Annotated in this window: 1 pseudogene; it reads left to right on the top strand. The window is 75.7% G+C overall.

Annotation, left to right across the window (positions count from 1 at the left end):
• A pseudogene (locus KVS71_RS18935) lies at positions 1-235 on the top strand (imidazole glycerol phosphate synthase subunit HisH); the annotation flags it as partial.

Below are 235 nucleotides of genomic sequence, written 5' to 3'. Positions count from 1 at the left end.
GACTACGAGTCCGGCAACGTCCACACCGCGGTCAAGGCCCTCGTCGCCGCGGGAGCCGACGGCGTCCTCACGCGCGACCGCGCCGAGGCGCTCGAGGCGGACGGGTCCGTCGTGCCCGGTGTCGGGGCCTTCCAGGCGGTGCGGGACGCCCTGCACGCCCACGGCGGCGACGAGAACATCGGCCGTCGTCTCGCGGGCGGCCGACCGGTCCTCGGCATCTGCGTCGGCATGCAGG

The organism is Microbacterium sp. GbtcB4, assembly GCF_019091465.1.
Lineage (GTDB): Bacteria > Actinomycetota > Actinomycetes > Actinomycetales > Microbacteriaceae > Microbacterium > Microbacterium paraoxydans.
This window is presented reverse-complemented; position numbering and strand designations above follow the sequence as displayed.